Origin of the sequence: Jeotgalicoccus huakuii, assembly GCF_036665975.1 — a bacterium.
GTDB lineage: Bacteria > Bacillota > Bacilli > Staphylococcales > Salinicoccaceae > Jeotgalicoccus > Jeotgalicoccus marinus.
The window spans coordinates 1-17,426 of sequence record NZ_JAVIYN010000004.1 but is presented as its reverse complement, the minus strand read 5'-3'; the positions used below and the strand labels follow the sequence as shown (position 1 = coordinate 17,426).

Annotated in this window: 17 protein-coding genes; 4 read left to right on the top strand and 13 right to left on the bottom strand. The window is 35.3% G+C overall.

The window, feature by feature from the left end; all coding sequences use genetic code 11:
* Window positions 1–16: 16 nt before the first annotated feature.
* From ppx to V6E76_RS02835, 3 genes are all read right to left on the bottom strand, one after another.
* On the bottom strand, window positions 17–1,543 hold the full coding sequence (gene ppx / locus V6E76_RS02845) for an exopolyphosphatase (protein WP_247348781.1): 1,527 nt from the start codon (window positions 1,541–1,543) through the stop codon (window positions 17–19).
* Between the two features lie 10 nt (window positions 1,544–1,553).
* Window positions 1,554–2,942, bottom strand: a complete 1,389-nt coding sequence (gene fumC / locus V6E76_RS02840; protein ID WP_247348779.1) for a class II fumarate hydratase — start codon at window positions 2,940–2,942, stop codon at window positions 1,554–1,556.
* A gap of 75 nt (window positions 2,943–3,017) precedes the next feature.
* Entirely contained in the window at window positions 3,018–3,596 is a 579-nt protein-coding gene (locus V6E76_RS02835; RefSeq protein ID WP_247348777.1) for a sugar phosphate isomerase family, read from the bottom strand.
* Window positions 3,597–4,066: 470 nt separating this feature from the next.
* On the opposite strand from V6E76_RS02835, the gene V6E76_RS02830 reads away from it, so the two are divergent.
* A complete protein-coding gene (locus V6E76_RS02830; RefSeq protein ID WP_247348775.1) occupies window positions 4,067–4,765 on the top strand; it encodes a ferredoxin reductase domain-containing protein in 699 nt (232 codons plus the stop codon).
* Window positions 4,766–4,801: 36 nt separating this feature from the next.
* Here V6E76_RS02830 and nfsA read toward each other — a convergent pair whose 3' ends face one another.
* The 4 genes from nfsA to V6E76_RS02810 all read right to left on the bottom strand — a co-directional run bounded on the left by nfsA (window position 4,802) and on the right by V6E76_RS02810 (window position 7,605).
* Window positions 4,802–5,539, bottom strand: a complete 738-nt coding sequence (nfsA, locus tag V6E76_RS02825; RefSeq protein ID WP_247348773.1) for an oxygen-insensitive NADPH nitroreductase — start codon at window positions 5,537–5,539, stop codon at window positions 4,802–4,804.
* 13 nt (window positions 5,540–5,552) lie between these two features.
* A complete protein-coding gene (gene trmL / locus V6E76_RS02820) occupies window positions 5,553–6,023 on the bottom strand; it encodes a tRNA (uridine(34)/cytosine(34)/5-carboxymethylaminomethyluridine(34)-2'-O)-methyltransferase TrmL (protein WP_247349432.1) in 471 nt (156 codons plus the stop codon).
* A gap of 11 nt (window positions 6,024–6,034) precedes the next feature.
* On the bottom strand, window positions 6,035–7,165 hold the full coding sequence (gene queG, locus V6E76_RS02815) for a tRNA epoxyqueuosine(34) reductase QueG (RefSeq protein ID WP_247348771.1): 1,131 nt from the start codon (window positions 7,163–7,165) through the stop codon (window positions 6,035–6,037).
* Window positions 7,166–7,248: 83 nt separating this feature from the next.
* Window positions 7,249–7,605, bottom strand: coding sequence for a DUF6176 family protein (locus V6E76_RS02810; protein WP_247348769.1), 357 nt, complete (start codon window positions 7,603–7,605; stop codon window positions 7,249–7,251).
* Window positions 7,606–7,756: 151 nt separating this feature from the next.
* Between V6E76_RS02810 and V6E76_RS02805 the strand changes: the two genes are divergently transcribed.
* Window positions 7,757–8,308, top strand: a complete 552-nt coding sequence (locus tag V6E76_RS02805) for a Maf family protein (RefSeq protein WP_247348760.1) — start codon at window positions 7,757–7,759, stop codon at window positions 8,306–8,308.
* A 71-nt stretch (window positions 8,309–8,379) separates the two neighbouring features.
* On the opposite strand, the gene V6E76_RS02800 is transcribed toward V6E76_RS02805, so the two are convergent.
* Together V6E76_RS02800 and V6E76_RS02795 are read right to left on the bottom strand one after the other, a co-directional pair.
* Window positions 8,380–9,714, bottom strand: a complete 1,335-nt coding sequence (locus V6E76_RS02800; RefSeq protein ID WP_499797707.1) for an FAD-dependent oxidoreductase — start codon at window positions 9,712–9,714, stop codon at window positions 8,380–8,382.
* 182 nt (window positions 9,715–9,896) lie between these two features.
* Entirely contained in the window at window positions 9,897–10,424 is a 528-nt protein-coding gene (locus tag V6E76_RS02795; protein ID WP_247348756.1) for a YceI family protein, read from the bottom strand.
* 213 nt (window positions 10,425–10,637) lie between these two features.
* On the opposite strand from V6E76_RS02795, the gene V6E76_RS02790 reads away from it, so the two are divergent.
* Window positions 10,638–11,432, top strand: a complete 795-nt coding sequence (locus V6E76_RS02790; protein ID WP_247348753.1) for a PEX28-32 family peroxisomal membrane protein — start codon at window positions 10,638–10,640, stop codon at window positions 11,430–11,432.
* Between the two features lie 21 nt (window positions 11,433–11,453).
* Here V6E76_RS02790 and V6E76_RS02785 read toward each other — a convergent pair whose 3' ends face one another.
* The gene (locus V6E76_RS02785) at window positions 11,454–12,857 is read right to left on the bottom strand and encodes an MDR family MFS transporter (protein WP_247348751.1); all 1,404 of its coding nucleotides are present in this window, start codon (window positions 12,855–12,857) and stop codon (window positions 11,454–11,456) included.
* Between the two features lie 100 nt (window positions 12,858–12,957).
* Here V6E76_RS02785 and V6E76_RS02780 point away from each other — a divergent pair, with 100 nt between their 5' ends.
* Complete coding sequence (locus tag V6E76_RS02780; protein WP_247348741.1) at window positions 12,958–13,389, top strand: MarR family transcriptional regulator; 432 nt, start codon at window positions 12,958–12,960, stop codon at window positions 13,387–13,389.
* A gap of 61 nt (window positions 13,390–13,450) precedes the next feature.
* Here V6E76_RS02780 and V6E76_RS02775 read toward each other — a convergent pair whose 3' ends face one another.
* The 3 genes from V6E76_RS02775 to V6E76_RS02765 all read right to left on the bottom strand — a co-directional run bounded on the left by V6E76_RS02775 (window position 13,451) and on the right by V6E76_RS02765 (window position 17,261).
* Window positions 13,451–15,163 (bottom strand): alpha/beta fold hydrolase, encoded by a 1,713-nt coding sequence (locus V6E76_RS02775; protein WP_247348739.1) that lies wholly within the window; start codon window positions 15,161–15,163, stop codon window positions 13,451–13,453.
* A 92-nt stretch (window positions 15,164–15,255) separates the two neighbouring features.
* Entirely contained in the window at window positions 15,256–16,167 is a 912-nt protein-coding gene (locus V6E76_RS02770; protein WP_247348737.1) for a pseudouridine-5'-phosphate glycosidase, read from the bottom strand.
* Window positions 16,167–17,261, bottom strand: a complete 1,095-nt coding sequence (locus V6E76_RS02765; RefSeq protein WP_247348735.1) for a carbohydrate kinase — start codon at window positions 17,259–17,261, stop codon at window positions 16,167–16,169. Before V6E76_RS02765 ends, V6E76_RS02770 begins: the two co-directional genes overlap by 1 nt.
* Window positions 17,262–17,426 lie beyond the last annotated feature (165 nt).

Below are 17,426 nucleotides of genomic sequence, written 5' to 3'. Positions count from 1 at the left end.
TTATAGCGCATGAATATTAAGATTCTGTAAATTCAATCCATAATTTTTCACCAATTATCTTCTCAAAATGTTTCTTTTGTCTAAGTGCATAATACTCTTCGGCAATAGGGTCCCCATTGTATTTAACAGTCAGTGTATAACCATCATCTGTCTTAGTCAGTCGGAGACTATCTACAATGCCAGTGTTAGAAATATTTAGAGCGTTTGAGAATTTAACAAGCGAACCAAGTGACTGAATTTCACTCATTTCATCGTCGTCGAACCATCCTGTTTCCTTAGCGTAAAAATCAAGTAAGGATTTATTCTTGAAACTTGCGATTAAGGCTAATCGGACACGATTTTTATGAGTGATGCCGTTGATATTTGAATTGGATATCAAATAATAAGTATGTTGACTGGAAGCATCTCTATCAATAAAATCACCAAGATAATAAATGCTCGCAGCTTGTTTCATAATCATTTTAGTTGTTCTAGATAAGTTCAAAATGTCATAGCGCTCTAACTGATGGTAGAGACGATCCACTATCTCAGTTCGTTTCTTCGAATCATTTTCATCAATATTAAAATCATTGGTTAATTGGTTGATAGAATCATCAAATACTCTATATTTGTTAAAGGCAACTGGGTAATCTCGGCTAATGATTTTCATTGCCATACCCTCTCTTAGCCCTTTTCTACTAAACTTAAATTCATTTGAATCAACAATATCTAATAATGAACTGAAAACAAGGTTCGCAGGTAAAATCAAATCTGCTCTATCCTTACTCAACCCATCAATATCATCCATATCATCAGTCTCAGTGTTTTTTAATAACTTATAGACATCATTTAAATTACTTTTCGTCATTGTATAACCATGTACACCAGCGATTGGGTATGATGTCATCGACTGGTGAATGCGAGCAATATTTCTCGCACTCCCACCAATCGCAACAATCGGTACATTTCGGTCCAGTAACCAATTTACTTTTTTAAACTGTTCTTCGATGAATTTCTTAGCTTCTTTGATTGCCTTCTTGTCATTGTGATCTTTATCAGTGAAGAAATCACGACTCAAGGTAACCGCACCAAATGGTAAGCTCGTTTTATAAATTAAATTCTTATCTTCGTAATAGGTTAACTCTGTACTTCCCCCACCTATATCAATCGTCACTGCATCATAATAGCTGATAGTATGAACAGCAGCTTCATATCCGAAGGTCGCCTCCTCATCACCTGTGATGATTTTTACATCGAGACCAAGCTCCGTATTTATGCGTTCGACGATTTCATCTCTGTTCTCTGACTGACGAATTGCAGCAGTAGCAACAGGGTAAATTTCATCAATATTGTACTTATCTGAAATTTGCTTAAAGCTTTTTAAGACTTTCATAAGTACGAGGATACCTTCTTCTGGCATGTTCCCATCTTCACCAATATATTGGGCAAGACGCGCAGGTGTTTTAATATTTCTTTCTTCTCTTAAACCGTGTTCTTCAGTATATTCAAATATAACTAAACGAATCGTATTTGATCCGATATCAATTAAGCTGATTTTCTTCATCGAAAAACCCCTACTCTTTAGACTGAATCATATCTTCAGGTCGAATCCACTCATCAAATTGTTCCTCAGTCAATAAGCCTGATTCAATGGCAGATTCTTTAAGTGTAATCCCTTTTGCATGTGCATTTTTAGCAATTTTCGCAGCATTTTCATAACCGATATGTGGATTTAAAGCTGTTACAAGCATCAATGAGTTATTTAAGTACTTATCGATATTCTCATTAATCGGCTCAATGCCTACTGCACAGTTGTCATTGAAACTATTCATACCATCTGCAAGTAAATAAATTGATTGTAAGGTATTGAAAAGAATAACCGGTTTAAAGACGTTCAACTCGAAGTTACCTTGTGACGCACCAAATGATACTGCGGTATCATTACCAAATACTTGTGCAACAACCATCGTTAACATTTCTGACTGTGTTGGGTTTACTTTACCTGGCATGATTGAAGAACCAGGTTCATTTGCAGGTATTTCAATTTCAGCAAGTCCTGCTCGTGGTCCAGAGGCTAACCATCTTACATCGTTCGCAATCTTCATTAAATCTCCTGCAAGCGCCTTTAGGGCACCATGAACATAAACGACTTCATCGTATGATGTCAGTGCATGGAATTTATTTGGTGAAGAAACAAATGGTAGACCAGTTTGTTTTTCCAGTTGTTCCGCAACCATTTTACCGAATTCTGGATGTGCATTAATTCCAGTACCAACAGCAGTACCACCAATCGCAAGATTAGTGAGTTGCTTTTTAGATTGATTGATAAGTTCTGTCGATTTTTCTAACATGTAAGACCAACCTGAAATCTCTTGACCTAATGTCAGTGGTGTCGCATCTTGAAGATGAGTACGCCCAATTTTAATTATATCCTTGAACTGCTCTTGTTTAGAAACGAATGTGCCATGAAGTTTAGCTAGAGCAGGTACGAGTTGACTCTCTACTGCCTGTAATAAGGCAACGTACATTGCTGTAGGATACGTATCATTAGAAGATTGTGATTTGTTCACATCATCATTTGGGTGTACGACTTCATCAATACCTTTTTCTTTTAGGTATTCATTAGCAACATAACTCACTACCTCATTTACGTTCATATTACTTTGTGTACCGCTACCTGTTTGCCATACAACAAGTGGGAAGTGCTCGTCTAACTCACGTGCAATCACACGATCACAAGCATGAACAATTGCATCCTTTTTAGAATCTGATAATTTTCCTAGTTTATTATTAGAAATTGCTGCCGCTTTTTTCAAATGAGCAAAAGCAACGATCACTTCTATCGGCATCTTTTCTTTACCTACTGGAAAGTTCTGACGACTTCTTTCTGTTTGTGCTGCCCAGTATTTATCTGCTGGTACTTTAATTTCACCGATTGTATCGTGCTCAATTCTAAATGACATAAAAAAATCCCCCCGAAATATAGTATTCAGTTACTAGTTTATACTATATTTCAAAAGGATTCATTAACAAATATATTATGCAAATTTATATGTGTAGTAATCGACGATATCACTATCTAAATCAGCAGCTGCATCTATATCAATCACAACTGTCACCATGCGGTGATTCTTAATTTCACTTAAACTACTACCACCATCAAGTGCCGCTTCATATAAAGCTCTGACTGCATCACTTGAATTTGAACCTGAGGCATAAACGAACAGTTCTTTAGCCTTAAATAAGTCTTCATTATCATTGTTAAAGCCGACTTTCTTATTATCATTCAAATTTAAGACAGCAACATTAACTTTTTTCTTACCTATACTATCTAAATCATCAGCTGTACCACCTTCATCAATTTGTGAAGAAGGTAAATCTAATTTTTTAAATACCTCTAAGCCATCTTTACCCACTGCATAGAGTTGAATTTCAGATAAATCTGCAGGGTGATTTCGTAGTTCACCAACTAGTTTTTCATAGCTTCTCGATAATTCTTCATTAGTATCTAATGCTAAAATACTTTCAGGATTATTGTGGATTTGTTTTCTGATTAGATCTGCTAAAAACAAATCTGCGACTTCTTTAGATTCAAATATTTTAAAATTCATTGCCATTTTAATTTCCTCCAGTAATGTTCAGCTTCAAAAATAAGGTCATTTAAAATTATCTTACCCCAAAATCAAAACAATATAACCTATTCTATACAATATTATTTGATTTACACGATAAAACTTCTTTTTTTCAAGTTGTCCTTTTTAATCTTGTCATTTTAGTTTATAATAAAGATAATTCAAGTAAAAGTAATGGGGGCAAATCTACAATGAAAGCATTTTTAATTCTGATGGTTTGTATTGCTTTCCTAACTTCAATTCTTACTGCTGGCCGCGAAACTACATGGGGCTACAAGGATGACGGGGAAACAAAAATTAGAGAATAGTTAAATAGCAATGCTATATTACTAACAGCCAAGTGTTCAAACTTGGCTGTTTTTCTTTTTATTCTAAATCTTTAAATCCTATTAATTGAGAATCCTTATCAATAATATGTATAATGGAGCTAACATAATGATGAGGAGTTACATTCTATGCAAATTTATTGGACGACACTTAAGAGGGTTATCGACGAATCCCCTACAGTTAAAACTTTTGTTTTTGAGTGCCCTAGTGATTATAACTGGGAAGAAGGCGCACATATTCACCTAGCTTTTGAAGGTTTTAATGCAGGTGAGAAACCAGATCGTAGTCTAATTAGACATATGTCCATTTCAACAACAAACGATGAAAAAGATATTGGTATAACGACACGTATTAACGAAAACCCCTCTATTTTCAAACGTACGTTAAATGAAATGCCTATCGGTGGAAAAGCAGCTATTTTTAAAACACATACAAACGTACCTTTAAAACGCGAGAATAAAAAAATCTACATGCTCTCAGCTGGTGCTGGTTTAGCAACTTTACGTCCCTTAGCACTTAAATTTTTACAAGATCAATCTAACGTCAATAGCATTCAATCCTTAAACGTTGATTCTACAGGTCATTATCTCTTTACTGATATTTTCAATAATGAAGAAGTTGAAAATATCTCTTCACAATTTGTAGACAATCGCGATGATTATTACATTGAAGCAGACAAATTAATGTCTGATAAAGAAGGTCTATTCTACGTTGTAGGTAGTGATGAATTTCTAAAACAAAACATCGAAATACTACTTAAAAATGGTATTCCAAAAGACCAAGTGATTCTCGATAAACACCCTGGACAAAGAGAAACATTTATATAAAAAAGAGAGCTCATTGATCTGAGCTCTCTTTTTGACTTATTGACCTAAAAATCCTTGTTCTTTTAAGAACGCATCCACATCAAGTCTTTGTTTTTTACTTAGCATATTTAGGACTTGGTCACTCCACTTATCCGCTCGTTCATTGTTCGTACGACTTCGATAGTAGTCACTAATACGCTGATCATACGCTTCAATATCGTCTTCAACTTCATCAATTTTATTATAAGTATTCTCATGGTATACCGCTTCAAATGGTAATCTCTCTTTTTGTGATCCTTCTGATTCAGGATGTCCTGTTACCATGCCAAACAGTGGGAAAGTCCCTTCAGGCAGCTCGAGAATCTCTGATACCTTTTCTACATCGTTACGTAGTGAACCAATATAGCAAATTCCTAAGCCCATGCTTTCTGCAGCAAGTGCCATATTTTGAGCCGCAAGCGATGCATCAACCACGCCTACGATAAGATTTTCTGTTTTATCGTAAGATATTTCTTTATTTGCTTTTTTAGCAAGTTCCTTATGACGATAAAAATCAACGACAAAAACAAAGAGATGACCATTGTCTTCGACATAACTTTGGGTACTAATATCTTTTAATGCTTTTTTCTTCTCAATATCCATTACACCAACAATAGAATAAGCTTGAACGTAAGATGAAGTGCTGGCGCTTTGTGCTGCACCAACTAAGGTTTTAATTTCATCTTCGGTCAGTTTGGTATCTGAAAATTTTCTTAACGAACGGTGATTATTAATCAAATTAATGACTTCATTCATAGATGACTACCTCCTACTTTAAGTTTGGATAATTTTGTTGTCTTAGTGCTTCATAAACGAGTATACCGACTGTATTCGCGAGATTCAATGAACGTACTTTGTCTGTCATCGGTACTCTCATCAATGAATCTTTGTATTCATCTTTTAACCAATCTGGTAAACCTTTCGTTTCTTTACCGAATATAAAATAATGCGATTTGTCAAAATCAGAATAATCCATATCACTAAAGGTTTGCTCACCAAACTTAGAGATCATATAGTACTTGCCTTCATTTTTTTCAAAAAATTCTTCAATTGAATCATACTCATATAGTTCTAAATCTTTCCAGTAGTCTAAACCTGCACGCTTAACGTACTTATCTTCTAGACTAAAACCGTATGGCTTGATTAAATGTAAAGGTGTGCCTGTGGCAACACACGTCCTTGCTATATTGCCTGTATTTTGTGGAATTTCTGGTTGGTATAACACAACATGATTCATAATTTTCCTTCTTCCTAAACTGCTTCTTGGATACCTAAGAGCATTTCTCTTTTTACATTTTCGTCAGATTCTTCCTTGTATCTTTCATTAATATATTCTAATGCTTGATTACCTTCAATTTGTCCAATTGCCCAGTAAGCCGTTCCTTTGATTACTGGTCTCGGATCGCTTTCTGCAACATCTTTAAGCAAGTCAACTGCATCTGTTTCCTTATAGTGGGCAAGGGCTAGAATTGCATTTCGTTGAATCGGTTTTTTTCCTCTCCAAACGCCAGCAAGATGCCCATATGTTTCTTTAAAATCTCTATTAGATATCTTTAATAAACTAGTGAGCTCTGGTTTCAATATTTCCGGTTCTAAGACGATGTCCTCATGGTGCTCAGTATTAATACCACGGTTTCTAGGACAAACTTGTTGGCATGTATCACAACCATATATTCTATTACCAATAACACCTCTATACTCAACTGGCATGAATCCTTTTGTCTGTGTTAAGAAAGAGATACATTTTTTAGAATCGAGTTGTCCATCTCCTACGAGTGCACCTGTCGGACAACGGTCGACACAAATGTTACAATCCCCACATGAATCTAGAAGTTCTTCATCTGCAGGAAAAGGAAAAGATACAATCATTTCACCTAGATATGAGTATGTACCAAGTTTCGGATTAATTACAAAACCATTCTTTCCGATAAATCCAAGTCCGCTTCTTCTCGCTACTTCTCTGTCACTCAATACGCCAGTGTCCACCATAGATTTGCACTCAACTGCTGGATCAAGTTCTTGAATGAAAGCTTGCAACTTATCGAGTCGAGATCTTAGCAAGGTATGATAATCCATACCCCAAGAAGCACGGGCAAAGATCCCACGACGCTCACCCTTCTTTGACTTAGGCGCATTTCTTAAACGATTAGGATACCCGACAGCAATCGACACAATACTTTGAGCTGACGGTAAACTTAGCTTGGGATTTGCTCGCTCCTCAATGGTGCCTGTTTCAAAACCGGATTCATAGCCATTTTTGTAGTAGTCGATAAGTTTCGCTTTGAACTCAGTAAAAGGCTCTGCTGTAGTAAAACCAATGTCATCGATTCCTATTGTTTTAGCATAATCAATCACCTTTTGTTTAAATTCATGACGGTCCATAGAATCACCCCTATCCTAATTATTATAACGTATTTCTAATTAACAACAGAAAATAAAGCCAGGGTGCTTTACCCTGACTTCATCTACTTATTCTTGTCGTAATGCATTGCTTCTCTGATACGCTCAGGAATCATTACAATTTCTGCTTTCATATCTTCTGGTCTGAATGTTTTATCAATGCATTGTTCCCAATACTCAATATGCTTCTTATCAAGGTCTGACTCAGAAATTTGAATGTCAGAAGTTTCTTCTTGAACACTGTACCAATACAGGTACTCAACATCGTTAAATGCTTCACGAAAAATTGTCTCTACGAACATCTTTTCGCCTTCTAAATTCATAAGCACATCGTCCATGTGGTTGTGCATGTAGTCAATCCACTCATCAACTAATTCACTTTTACCTTCTTTAACTCTGTACTTCGTCAATTCAACTTTCATTATTGCTCCCCTCTTCAATCATCAATATAATTAGGTTTGAACCTATGTATTTAAAATCCATAATAGAATGATTTTATAAGTATTTTGCATTTATTATACCTACTGTATAATTTAGTGCAACGGATATCAAGAATTTACTGGAGGTTTTCTCATGAAACTTGTACTCGGTTCCAAATCCCCAAGAAGACAAGCGCTACTCAATCAACTTAATCTCCAATTCGATGTGGTCGATCCAGATGTTGATGAGAAACAAATTACTACGACAGATCCAGCCACTAAAGTTATCGAAACTGCTAAACTAAAAGCGACAGCTTTACCCATTCATGACCAAACAATCAATATCACTGCAGATACAATCGTCAGCTATCAAAATGAAATTTTTGAAAAGCCGAAGGATCGTAATGATGCTCGGAACATGCTTGAAACATTATCTGGCAACACTCATGAAGTGTACTCCGCTGCAATCTTAAAGTCAAGAGACTTTGAAGAAATTATTATTTCAAAAACTGAAGTTACTTTTTATACATTAACTTCTGACGAAATCAAACGATATTTAGACAGTGGCGAATATGTAGATAAGGCTGGTGCATATGGTATACAGGCATTGGGGGTACAATTTGTTCAATCTATTCAAGGTGATTACAACACAATTGTTGGCCTGCCACTCGGTGAAGTATATCGTTTTCTTTCAAAATATATTTAAGAAATTAAAACTGTGTGGAATTATATGATGAATTCCACACAGTTTATTTAAATTAATTTATATATTGAAGTCTAGATATCAAATAGATTATTAAACGCTTCTGACATTCCTGGATGGTTGTACATCATGTCTCTTAGGAAACCATATGGAATATCATGATCCATAGCCAGCTTAACCATATTGATTAATTCTTCTGAGTTCACACCGTATAGATGTGCACCTAAAATCTCTCCGGATTCAGTATCTACAACCGCTTTAAATATACCTCTTAATTCATTATTTATATGAGATCTAGGGTGTCCACTCATCGGCATGCTTTTCTCTTGTGCATTGAATCCCGCTTCTTTTGCTTCATCTAGAGTATAGCCGACTCTAGAGAACGGTGGGTCAATAAACATAGTATATTGGATATTTTTTCTGTCGTCGCTGGTATAAGAACCATCTTCTAAGAGATGACTTTTTACTACTCTGAAGTCATCTAGTGAAGTATAAGTGAACTGCATGCCACCTTTAACATCGCCGACTGCATAAACATTATCAACAGTGGTTTGTAGATGTTCATCAACAACGATAGCGCCTCTATCATCTGTATCAATTTTAGTATTTTCTAACCCTAAACCTTCTGTATTCGCTTTACGACCTGTAGCAAATAAGACAGCGTTCGAGGATACTGCTTCACCACCTGATAATGATACTGTGATATCTGAACCATTATCAGTCACCTTCTCAGCCTTCTTACCAAAGATAAAGTTAATGCCACTTTCTTGCATATCTTTAGTGATTTCATCTCTAATTTCCTTGTCTTCATTTTTTAAAATGCCATCGTCTGGTACGATAACGTTAACAGTGGATCCAAAAGCGTTGTACATCGTTGCAAATTCTAGACCGATATACCCCCCACCTACAATGGTTAAAGTTTCAGGTAACTTTTCCTCATTTAGTAGACTGGTACTTGTATATATTTTGTCAGAATCCATATCGTCATCTAAAGGTGGTACAACACTTGTTGCACCAGTGTTAATGAAGATTTTATCGGCAGTTATTGATTCAGTTCCGCCATCTTTTTTGCTGACTTCTATTTCCTTTTCATTTACAAATTTTGCTCTACCGTCAATGACTTCAGCGTTGTCTAAATCTGCAACTGAGTGGTAGTTTTTCTTATTTAACTTCTCTATAGTATTAAATTTTCGTTCAATCGCTGCACTGTATTTCTTACCTTCTAAAGCATCATGCATTAGGAGTTTAGTTGGAATACAAGCAACATTGATACATGTGCCACCATACATATTTGGATCCTCTTCGACTAGTGCTACTTTCCAATCCTTGCTAGACAAAGCTCCAGCTAAAGTTTTTCCGGCTTTACCAAAACCTATGATTAATGCATCATAATGTGACAAATCTAGCATCTCCTTAACAATTAAAATTAAACAGTTATATATACCACTTAACTCCATAGCATAAACAAAGTTTAAAAAGCTGAAAAATATTATCAAAATTTAAAAATCTCCTAAGTTTACAGAAAATTACTTCATCTGCAAACTTAGGAGGTACCGAGTCATTACTTTATGTGGTTTAGAAAAATATTTTCTTATTCAGCAGGGTTAAATTGTAATTCAGCATTGATTTTAACGTCTTTAGAAACAAGTACGCCACCAGTTTCTAGAGTTTGGTTCCAAGTTAAACCGAAGTCCTCACGGTTAATTGAGAAGTTTGTTTCAAAACCGTAAACAGTTGGACCAAATGGACTTACGCCGTGACCGTTGTAAGTTAGTGGTACTGTGATTTCTTTAGTTACGTCTTTAATAGTTAAGTTACCTGTTACTTGGTATTGTGATTCAGAACCTTCAATTTTAGTTGATTCGAAAGTCATTTTAGGGAACTCTTCAGTTTCAAAGAAGTCTCCAGAACGTAAGTGAGCGTCACGGTCTTCAACACCAGTGTCGATTGTTGCAACGTTTGCTTCACCTTTAATTACTGCAGTTGAAAGATCTTCAATATCGTCAACTTCTACATCAATTGACCATTCTCCAAATGAACCTCTTACTTTTGTTACCATCATGTGTTTTACAATGAACTCTAATTCTGAGTGGGCAGTATCTGCTACAAATTTAGCCATTTTTAAATCTCCTCCAATAGTATATTTAAATTAATTGTTTCAAATTCGAAGTATCACAATGATTATAATAATATACTTAGTTACAAAAAGCAAGTATGAAACTATAAATAATTAAGTAATTTTTTACTTCCTTCATAACTAACTATATCCATACATCACAACCTTAAACATTTGTTATAATTATATTTAATATCTTTTCTAAAAGGGGACACTATGACTAACTACAAAACACTTTATTCTGACATATACAATATGCTGTCTAATGATGATCAGACTGCATTTGATTCTTTAAACAAAGAACTGGATAAATTACATATCACAGAAGATGCTAAATATGAAAAACTTTATAATTTAGCAGCTGAAATGCGTAAGCACAATCAAGACTATATCGATTACTACGGTCAAAAAACAACTGATCTTGCAAAAAAAGAAGCTAAAAAACTCCCGAAAACACGTGGCAATTACTGGGTGGACTTCTCTGTCCTACTCTTTTATTTCGCTGTTTTATATACAGCTATCACAGTTATAACAGGTGCCATCACCCTATCGTTTACTTTAGTTATTGGTTTGATTTTGATATTCATCATGGTACCGTTCTTGAATCACGGCATTAAGCATCAGGCATCGAGTCGCGGTAATAATCAAATGTTCTCGACCTTGATATTTCTAATTTTATTTATAATCACAAACCTATTAGTGATCTTCGTTAACTCTGAATATTTAAGTGCATTTAAAATTGCGAGCTATGACGAATCAATTTTCGAATCCATACTGTTCTCATTTTTTGTCTTGGTTTTTGTCGCGTCACTATACTTTTTACTTACTTCGAAAACAACAGCTACAAGAATAATTTTTATAGTATTAATTATTTATAGTTTTGGTAGAATCATATACCCATTCGATTATTTAAATGGTATGTCGGATTTTATAGTTAATTACTTTATGTTCATTGGTATCATCGTAATAATTCTCTTCCAATACTTTAGAAGCAAACAAAATAAGGCATAAAAAAGCGGTTAGGAAAATTTCCTAACCACTTTTACTATTACCTTTTAGTCTAAAGGCCAATATGAATCCTATAAAAGATAAAATTGCTGCAAATAAGAATGACATATTCACTCCGTGAATCATTCCTGAAACACCTTCTGCTGGATTCTGAGTATTTGTCATGATTGAAACCAATATAGCCGTTCCGACTGCTCCTGCAACTTGACGCATCGTATTATTCATTGCTGTACCATGCGGGACTAGTTGGTCTGACAATTGATTTAAACCTGCTGTTGTTGCTGGCATCATCACCATTGCAACCCCGAGCATTCTAAAAGCATTGACTATAGCTAAGTACCAAAATGTCGTCTGATCATTTAGAACAGAGAACATAAGCGTTGTCACTGTCACTACAGCAAGCCCAATTACCCCGAGCCACCGGGCACCGTACTTATCGAATAAACGCCCTGTTATAGGACTCATAATCCCCATGATTAAGGCACCTGGTAGTAGCATCATACCTGACTCCATAGCAGAAAATCCAAGCATGGTTTGCATATAAATCGGTAGTATAACTGCCCCACCAATCATTGACATAAAGACAATCATTCCGATTACAGTGGACAGCGTAAAAATATGATCCTTAAAGACACTAAATTCTAGCACAGGTTCTTCTAAGTGATTTTGTCTACGAATAAATAAGAATAGAGTGATTGCGCCAATAATAATCGGTAGAAGTACAATCGGACTTAGCCAACCGCTATTACCTGCAACTGAGAATCCAAGAAGTAAGCCACCAAATCCTAATGTTGATAAAATAATCGAAGTCATATCTAACTTAGGATCCGTTTGTTCTGTCACATTTCTTAAAATGAAGTAGGCCACGATTATATCAATAATAACAATCGGTAATACCATTAAGAATAAGCCTCTCCATGGGTAAATTTCAACAAACCACCCTGATAAGGTTGGACCAATTGCCGGGGCGAAACTAATGACTAATCCAAACATTCCCATTGCCTTACCACGTTCTTCTCGTGGGTAAGTTAGAAATAGGATCGTTTGCATTAAAGGCATGACGATACCCGCACCAGCAGCCTGTAGTATTCTACCAGTTAGTAGAATTGAAAAATTTGGTGAAATTCCACAGATTAAAGTACCCAAACCAAATAAGGATAAGGCAGTAAAAAATAAAGTTCGGGTAGAGAATTTATTAATTAAAAAAGCTGTTATGGGTATCATAATACCGTTAACTAGCATGAATACTGACTGTAACCACTGTGCAACATCAGCCTCAAGATTCAAATCGTCCATTATATGAGGAATGGCAGTTGCGAGTAGCGTCTGATTCAGTATCGCAGCAAAAGCACCCGATAGCAGTACAGCCATCAGGATTGTACGATTACGAGTCGTTAAATATTTTTTATTTTCTTGTGTATTTGGCATAATATTCCTTCTTTCCTGGACAAGCAACAGGATTAATTGTATTATACAACTATATATCATGTCAATCTTCATACTATATATAAGAAAGGTTTGACATAAATTGACAAAAAATAAGTCGCTTGAAAAATTAGAACTACAACTTGCCATGATGGTGAGGCGTATTAAAAAACAAACTGCTAATGTAAACAAAGAACAGCAGTTAAAATCAGCAAGTTATTTAATCCTTCTACTGATTTCAGAATCCGGACCAATGGGTGTTAAGCAGATTGCTTCACTACTTCACTTAGATATATCTACAGTAAGTAGACAAGCAGCCGAACTCCAAGAAGAAGGTAAACTCGAGAAGAAACAATCTAAAAAAGATGGTCGTTCCTATGACTATCAATTGACAAGTAAAGGTATTGAATCATTAAACAAGGCGCATCACTATAGACAAGAACGGTTTAGAAAAGTAACAGATGAATGGGATGACAATGATATAGAAACCTTTGCCCATCTATTGAAAAAATTTAATGATATTGGAAATAAATAAGATCTTTATACAACAAAACCATGGATCATCTAAAACATAGATGATCCATGGTTTTTATATATTAATTTCCTTCATTACTTAAGTCCTTAAAGAATTTAAGTATTCTGTCATTCATATCGTCTTGATTTTCAGTATAAAGGTATTGATGCCCTTCATTTCCATAGACAACTAACTCAACATCCTTGTCTTCTTCTTTCATTTTCTCATACATTTGTTCTGATTCTGAGAATGGCACTCTGACATCATGATGGGAATGGAATATCTTTAAAGGACTGCGAATTTGTTGTGAATTATTCAGCGGTGCAATACACTGCATAAATTCATCATGTTCTCCAATGAAGCCATATTCATAAGAACGTTGTTCTCTTCTCCAGGCAGGCGTATTTGAAAGTAGCGTCGTAAAATGAGAAATCCCCACGATATCGACTGCACCTTTCCATAATTTAGGGAACTGAGTGATGAGTAGTAAGGTCATAAAGCCACCATAGCTTCGGCCCATGACGAATATATTATTCTCATTTGCATGATGCTTGTTAACTAAATGCGACCGTAACTCTACGACATCTTTTGCCGCATCCATGCGTTTTTCTTGATTATCTAAACCAATATAAAACTTAGAGTAACCTGTTGACCCTCTTATATTCGGTACAGCAACTTGGAAGCCTTCCTTATAAAGTTTATAATACAGCTCATTAAACTCTGGACGTGCCTGAGACTCTGGACCGCCATGAACTTGTATGGCAGTCGGTATATTTTCCCCAACATGTTCATATAAATAATAAGGCACATCCAAACCATCAAACGATGGATAAGTCTGATATGTTGTTGCTATAGTTTCTTCTAAAGCCTCATTACCAAATAATTTTGTAGTTGTATTTCTCATCAAGTCATATTCGTAAATACTGTGCGGTGAGGTCATGCTTGAAAATATCATATAAAGTTTGTCATCTTTATTTTGCAGTGAGTGCACAACACCATCTCGATAAAAGTCTAAAGACTCTAAAAGGTCATCTTTAATATTGTATTTAAATAGCTTACTAAACCCATTCTTATTTAACTCAAATACGACATTTTCCTTATCCCCTAAGACAAGGACCTTCTCTATATCCCAATGAAAATACGTCAGTTTTTTAAACTCAAAGGTGTTCTTATTAAGTAAATATAAGTTAAGGTGACCTTCTAAGTAATCACTAGTAAATACTGCACTTTCATCATTTAATGAACGATAGTTTGAAAATCGTCCTACGGGCAGAGGCAGTTTATCTAGAGCGCCTGTATGTACGTTAAAAAGATAAATATCCTTATCAATATTGTTTACAGACTGACTCAGTAAAATACGCTCATCATCAAATTTAGACACAATACTTGTTGGTCTAGTAAAAGTTGCCATTACTTCAAGCGACTGATCAGTATATTTCATCAGTTCAAAGTCTTTTCCATCTTTATGATTTCGTAAAAAGACAAGATGATCTTTTAGAAACACACCATAATGATTATAAAAATCATCGTCATTTGTTAACTCAATCTGAGTCTTACCTTTAACAAACTTGAGTTGTTCACGCTCGTTACCATTGTGGTCCACAGCATATAGTAAGCCGTCGTCAACAAACCAGAAATTCTTCACGTTTTCATTTTCATCTGTGACTTGTTTATGTGTCTGTTCATACAAACTGTAACTATATAACTCTCTTTTACCAGTAGAGTCAGCTATAAAATATAGATTTTTCTTTTCTTCATCTAACTTCAATGAGAGATACTTTGTAAATTCTGTCAAAGCTACACCTTCTTTAAGTAAATAGTATCTTATATATAAAAATACCCTAAACCTTAACATAATGTAAGGATTAGGGCTTTTTTTAAGACATTTTATTTATTGAAGTAATCTACAGCAATCTGTGCGCCAACTTTAGCGTTGTTGTAAACTAATTTGATGTTTGCATCAAGTGATTTACCTTCAGTTTTTTCAACGATCTTACCAAGTAAGAAAGGTGTAGAATCTTTACCACCGATACCGTTCTCTTCAGCTTCTTTAACTGCAGCAGCAACAATACCGTCAATGTAATCTTTATCTAACTCATCTTCTTTTGGAATTGGATTCGCAATTACTACGCCACCTTCAAGTTCAAGGTCATGTTTTGCTTTGATGATGCTTGCAATCTCTTCAGTTGTTTCAGTAACTGTGTTTAATTTAATGTCACTAGTACGTGTGAAGAAAGCTGGTAATACTTCTGTTTGGTAACCAATAACAGGTACACCTTTTGTTTCAAGGTATTCCATTGTTCTATCTAAGTCTAAGATAGATTTTGCACCTGCACAGATTACTGCAACATCTGTCTTACCAAGTTCATCTAGGTCAGCAGAGATATCCATAGTCTCTTCAACACCACGGTGAACCCCACCGATACCACCAGTTACGAAGAATTTAATGCCAGCCATTTCTGCACAGATCATTGTAGAAGCAACCGTTGTTGCACCAATTCTTTTCGTTGCAACAACTTCAGCTAAATCACGACGAGATACCTTAGCAACACCTTCAGAGTTACCCAGTTTCTCTAGTGATTCTCCATCTAAACCAACTTTGATACGACCATCCATGATTGCAATTGTCGCTGGCACAGCGCCACCTTCACGAATAATATTTTCAACAGTTTTAGCCATTTCAATATTTTGTGGGTAAGGCATACCGTGTGAAATAATTGTAGATTCTAAAGCAATAACAGGTTGATTATTCTCTAAAGCTGTTTTAACTTCTGGATGTAAGTCGATTAAATGATTCATTATAATTCCTCCATGTCTTTTATTAGTTGTTTTTCCGATAAATCCTGACGGACGGTAAAAGGTGTTTCAATAGTCTTACGGCTATTCGTCATTGCCATTTTGACAATATCATCGATTTCATAGCCTTTCAACCAGCCAAAGACAATTGCACTAGAAAATGAATCCCCAGCACCTGTTACATCGACAACATTGTCTGAAGCTGTAATACTATAAATTTTACTTTCTCCATCCGCATTGCTGTAAGCTATAGATTTGACGCCATTTGTCACAATGACATTGCTAATCCCTAATTTAGTCCACTTTGCTGCTGACTCCATCAATGCCTCATCAGAATCAATTTTAATATTGAACTGTGCCTCAGTTTCATCCCTATTTACGATTAACCAATCTACTGAATGAAGTTTCTCAGGTAGTCGGTTCATTTTTGGACCGGAAACGGGAATTAGTACAAGATTTAAATCATATTTATCAGCATAAGCACATAAAAATTCGAGCGTTACTTTCGGTGTGTTTAAATCTGCTATGATGCATTTAGCACGTTTTAATATGTATGTTTGTTTTATCAGTACTTCTGGTGTTAGATGATCATATATATCCATATCAGCCAAGCCATACTCCATATCACCTTCACGGCTTAAGAGTGCTGTATAACATCCTGTGCTTTGGCCAGAGATATGTTCAGCAAAATCTAGATTAATATATGGAGATGTTAAATCATATATAGACTGCCATTCATTATCATCACCACGCGTTGTAATCAATGCCACATTTTCACCCAATCGTCCTAAATTCTCACCAATATTACGGGCAACCCCACCTACTGATTGAGTCGACTGTATAGGATTAGATGTCCCGTGAATCAAGTCTTCATTAACAAAAAATTTGCGGTCCACGTTAGCAGCACCGACACAAACAATTGGAAATTCCGTATTCAACACATATGCTTGACCTTGTATAAATTCCTTTTTAACTAAGTCTGAGATTATTGTAGCAACTGAAGCATTAGTCAGACCGAGCTTTTTACTCAGCTCATTCTGTGAAATAAAAGGGTTTTTCTTTATATGTTCTAAAACGTCATTCTCTTTAGGATGCATCCTAATCCTCCCAACTCACTTTTTACTGCTTATATTATATATGAAATAAGCAATAAAAACTTATTTTAACATAAATAAAGACTTATTATGTGATTTATTAACAAAAATAATGAATAATTTGAGAATAAAACACTTAACTATAAAAATTCTATACAAAAAAATAAA